We start from the raw sequence: 4,932 nt of genomic DNA, 5'->3' as shown, positions 1-4,932 counted from the left end.
GAGTGGGAAAGAACTTAATCAACTTGGTATAACTCTCTTTTGTATAAACAACTTTTTTATCACTAAGCAATGTGTAACTTATAACAAGAGGTATTAATGACAAAAATAGTCTCAGCCGAAGGTTCATCAAAAGTAAGCCAACAGCTTACTAGTGCCTTTTGTATTGCTTGTAATAGTAATTCGGAACCTATTAGTGCAACCGAGGCTGATAAACAGTTAGCATTAATCCCTAATTGGCACATTAAAACTCGTGATAACATTATGATACTTGAGCGTGAATTTACTTTTAAAAATTATAAGTTAGCTTGGACTTTTGCTAATAAAGTATCTACATTGGCAGAAAGTGAAGGACATCATCCTGCTATTTTACTTGAGTGGGGCAAGGTTACGGTAACTTGGTGGCCTCACACTATTTCGGGATTGCATCAAAATGATTTTATTTGTGCTGCTAAAACAGAACAATTATTGTAAAAATTAGTTTACAATAATCAAAAATTTAATGACTAATTAGTTTTTAGCTACCCCTTCGAAAAATTAATAGAAAAGTAGCTTTAAATTTCTTACTTGCAGGTTACTTACTGGTAATATTAATTTTATAAAACCTGTGAGGTTAATATTAGTATTCTTTTTATAAAAGGTCTTGTTTAATGCGTTTGCAAATTACGTGTCATGATCCTATTGGTATAGCACAAAAGATTTTAGCCCTGTGTAACGAAAAACAAATAAATGTTACTCATCTTGATTTTACCCAGTTAAATTCACTCATTCTTAATACGAGCGATACCGATAGCCCAACTATAGGTATAGAACAAATAGCACTTCAAATTGAAGGCGTCACTGATATAAAGAAATGTTCAGATTCAGTTGTTAAAGGTGATATTAACTTATCGATAATAAATTCTGATGCCTTTTCTGCTATTCAAGCAAACTCAGCTGAAATGCGAAAAGTTATTCGTGAAGCTCAACGTATGTCATCACTTGATGCATCTATCTTAATTATGGGAGAAACAGGCACAGGCAAAGAGGTATTTGCTAAAGCTTGTCATGCGGCAAGTGCGAGATCAGCGTACCCATTTATGACATTAAGTTGTGCTGCATTACCTGATGACGTTGCTGAATCTGAGCTTTTTGGTGTTGGTGAAAAAGAGCAAGAGAAAAGTAAGCGCGGTATATTTGAATTAGCAGATGGCGGAACGGTTTTTCTTGATGAAATTGGTGAAATGTCGGCCAAACTACAAACTAAATTACTTCGTGTTATCCAATCAGGCAGTTTTAGACGAGTAGACTCTGAACAAGAAGTTAACGTCAATGTACGTATTATCAGCTCAACCAATAAAGATTTAGTTCATCTTGTTTCAATAGGGGAGTTTAGAGAAGATCTCTATTATCGTTTAAATGTTTTTGGGCTTTCTATACCAGCGCTTAGAGATCGCCGCGCTGATATTTTACCACTTGCAGAATTTTTTGTTGCTCAAGCAGAGCAAAAAATTGCTCGTAAAAACCTTAAGATTAGTGATGAATGTTGTGACTTTATTGAACACTATCCATGGCCTGGAAATATCCGACAATTAGAAAATGTTATAACAAGTGCGGCGTCTTTACTTGAAGGGGATGTAATTGAAATTATGCACTTACCATTACCTTTATATTCTCCCGAGCATGGTTATTTAGAGCAAGACTTTGAAGGTACACTAGAGACTGCACTGAAAAACTTTGAAGCTGATATATTACGTAAGTTATACCCTGCTTATCCCAGTAGCAGACAATTGGCCAAGAAGCTTGGTTTAAGTCATACGGCGGTGGCGAATAAATTACGTGAATATAACATCAGTAAAGCGAGTATTAAGGCCTGATGTTTCTGTTGAATCAATAAGATCAAATTTTTAATAAATATTAAAATCGATTTGTTACTCTAGCTTTTTAAAAATGAAGACAGTGATGAATTTAAAAGTCTATTTATTGGTTAAAGCAAGAATATATATCAATAAACAAGCGATAAAATCATAATATTTAGCTTTTATCTTTTCCATAAATAAGCTAGTTTTAACTAATAGTAAAAACAGCGAAATGTTAAAATTTCCTGAGAATAAAAAGTACACAAAACACAACAATTTAAAGCATTAAATAAATTATTTCGGATCCCCATGGATAATTCAGAAAATACACAACAAGTAGAACAAAGCAGTAATGATAAAAACTCAGGGCCGCTTATTATTATAATTGTTACCGTTATCGTCGTTATTATCGCCTTGTGGCAGTTTTCAGTCGACGACTCAGCAAGCCAACAGCCAATCCAAGAGGTTTCTACAACCGCAGAAGTTGAAGTAATTCAACCCGAGCAAATAGAACCCGATGTAGTACAAGAGCTGATTGAACCTACTGATATTGTTATGGAAGAAGTAGAGCCTATAACGCCTGAAGATACAGCTATAAAAACCCCAGAGATTGATTTGCCAAAAATCAACGAAAGTGATGAGTGGATACAAGCAAAATTACCTGATTTAACTTGGCGAAATGAATTACTATCATTACTCGTAACAGAAGATATGATCCGCCGCTTTGTAGTTTTTACCGATAACTTTGCTCAAGGCTTATTAGCATACGACCATAGTCTTTTTATTAAGCCGAAAGAAACTTTTTCGGTGGATGAAAAATCTCTTAATGTAACAGGCGAAAAAAATGTATGGCAGTGGGATAGTAAAACTAGTCAACGTTTTGATTTATATGTTGATTTACTCAGGTCGGTTGATAGTACAACCTTAGTAAATATGTATATAGATATCAAACCATTAGTGGATCAAGCTTATAACGAACTTGGCTATGAAGATGATTTTACCTATACATTACAAGATGCAATCACGCGAGTGTTAGATATGGACCTCCCACAGTCAACTATGAACGTAACTCGTAGTAGCGTAATGTATAAGTATCAAGACCCTGAACTAGAAAAGCTAGCAGATAGTGACAAGCTCTTATTACGTATAGGTAAAGAAAACCTGTTAATTATTAAGTCTGTTTTATTAGAAGTTAATGAAAAACTGAATAAACGCTTAGCTAAATAACAGCCAACGACGACTAAAGTTAAAAAAGAGAAGAAAAGAGATTGAAAAACAAGCAACTGATAAGCTTTTCTTAAGTTGTACTTGCATCTCTTGTCGTCATTAGCGATAATTTGCGCGCTTTAATGACTAGGTCGTTGTTAAAGCTTCTATGGTGACCCTTTCGGTCCCCTCGCAATGATACTCTGTGAACTCGGCCAGGTCCGGAAGGAAGCAACCGCAGCAGACGACTCATGTGCCGAGGTGTGGCTGATTGGGTTGCCACCCAACCTTCTTTATTTCAATCATAATTCTACTCGCATTTTGTATTCATCTTTAGTTTCAACAATAGTTAAGTCGTTATTCATAAATATAAGTGTTTATTAATACAATTATTTTAGGTTGCTGATTGGCGTTATTATTAATAAATCGCTATTTAGAAAACACAATAAATTATCAATTATTAATAGGTTACGAGTTTTATGGTGATTGCTAAATATATTAACCAAGTCTCATAATTCATAGTTCAAGCTAAATCTATTATTTATCGTTAAGAATTTACCTCAACGTATAACAAAACATCAATTTTTTAAATTAGTGTTGGTCATAATTATTATATTTTAATTATAAGACTAAGCTGCAAAGCTTTAACAGTAGGGCATATTCAATGTATACTCCGCTAGGCGAATAATAAAAATTATAAAATAATACTTAAAAGATATTGCACATATGACGAACAACAATTTTACCTCCATGACAAGTGACCCCTCATTAGAACTTTCAAATCCTGAAATGTTAGATGATAGCTATTCTATTTTTAAGCGAGGCTTACTAATACGTATTATGGCTATAACCGGATCAATGACAGCTATTTTTGCTGTATTAGATCTTTTAGGGCTTCATGATTTGGGTAATGTCCAACGGAATTTTAATTTTTGCTTTTCTGCTGCCAATTTTATATTTTTTATTATATTACATAAACGCATTGTTACTTTTACAACCGCTTGTATTCTTTTTTTACCGTTATGTTATGTAGGTTGTATGGTAGCGGTCATCAGTGTTCCTAACGATGAATTTAGAGCGATATGGTTTTTCTTAACTATGTTTTATGCATATATGTTAAGTGGGGTTATAGCGGGTTATGTTTTAACAATCAGTGCCATAATAGGGTTAGCATTAATTCAAACCTTTGTTACCGAAACGTATAGTGAACTTAGTTTTGCTACGGTGAATATTGCCTTAATATTTTTATCCTTAAGTTTATCGGCGTTTGCCAAACAAATGGAAAAACATCGTAAACAATTGCGTAAGCAAAGTAGAGAGTTACATTATTTAGCTAATAAAGATCCTTTAACTGATGTATTGAATTCAAAAAGTCATTATGTGCTTGGTAAATCATTACTAGAAGAAGCAAAAAAAAATCAACAAGAATTGTCTATGCTGTGTGTGTATATTGATAATTTGAGTACGATATATCAAAAGCATGGCTCGCTTATTGAAGAGCCTTTATTGGCGCATGTAGAAAAATTAATGAATGCCCAACTCTATAATAAAGGTGATATAGCGAAAGTAAGCCAACAAGAGTTTTGTATTTTATTACCAGAGTATGATGTTATAAGTGCAAAATCATTAGCGAATAATATCAGTGACTCTGTTCAGCAACACTTATTTTCAACAGGGAAAACTAAAATACCATTAACATTAAGTATTGGTATTTCAACCCTTAAAGAAAGTGATAATGAAATTCGCTCTATTCAAGTTCGAGCGGATAGGGCTTTAAGTAAAGCAAAAGCGCTTGGCGGTAATAAAATACTTACTTATTCTATTTGATGTAGTGCTGGTAGGATAAAGCTCACATTATTTAACATGGTAATTATGTTAAATAATGTGAGCT

At 33.6% G+C, this 4,932-nt stretch carries 4 protein-coding genes and 1 other RNA gene; all 5 read left to right on the top strand.

Annotated elements, in window-relative coordinates; genetic code table 11:
• Window positions 1–96: 96 nt before the first annotated feature.
• On the top strand, window positions 97–471 hold the full coding sequence (locus KO502_RS08675; RefSeq protein WP_216022192.1) for a 4a-hydroxytetrahydrobiopterin dehydratase: 375 nt from the start codon (window positions 97–99) through the stop codon (window positions 469–471).
• Between the two features lie 176 nt (window positions 472–647).
• Entirely contained in the window at window positions 648–1,853 is a 1,206-nt protein-coding gene (locus tag KO502_RS08670) for a sigma 54-interacting transcriptional regulator (protein ID WP_216022191.1), read from the top strand.
• Window positions 1,854–2,144: 291 nt separating this feature from the next.
• Window positions 2,145–3,062, top strand: coding sequence for a DUF3014 domain-containing protein (locus KO502_RS08665; RefSeq protein ID WP_216022190.1), 918 nt, complete (start codon window positions 2,145–2,147; stop codon window positions 3,060–3,062).
• 158 nt (window positions 3,063–3,220) lie between these two features.
• Window positions 3,221–3,317: signal recognition particle sRNA small type (gene ffs / locus KO502_RS08660), an RNA gene on the top strand.
• Between the two features lie 450 nt (window positions 3,318–3,767).
• Window positions 3,768–4,868, top strand: a complete 1,101-nt coding sequence (locus tag KO502_RS08655; protein ID WP_216022189.1) for a GGDEF domain-containing protein — start codon at window positions 3,768–3,770, stop codon at window positions 4,866–4,868.
• Window positions 4,869–4,932: the final 64 nt, after the last annotated feature.

It is taken from the genome of Colwellia sp. E2M01, assembly GCF_018860585.1.
GTDB lineage: Bacteria > Pseudomonadota > Gammaproteobacteria > Enterobacterales > Alteromonadaceae > Colwellia.
This window is presented reverse-complemented; position numbering and strand designations above follow the sequence as displayed.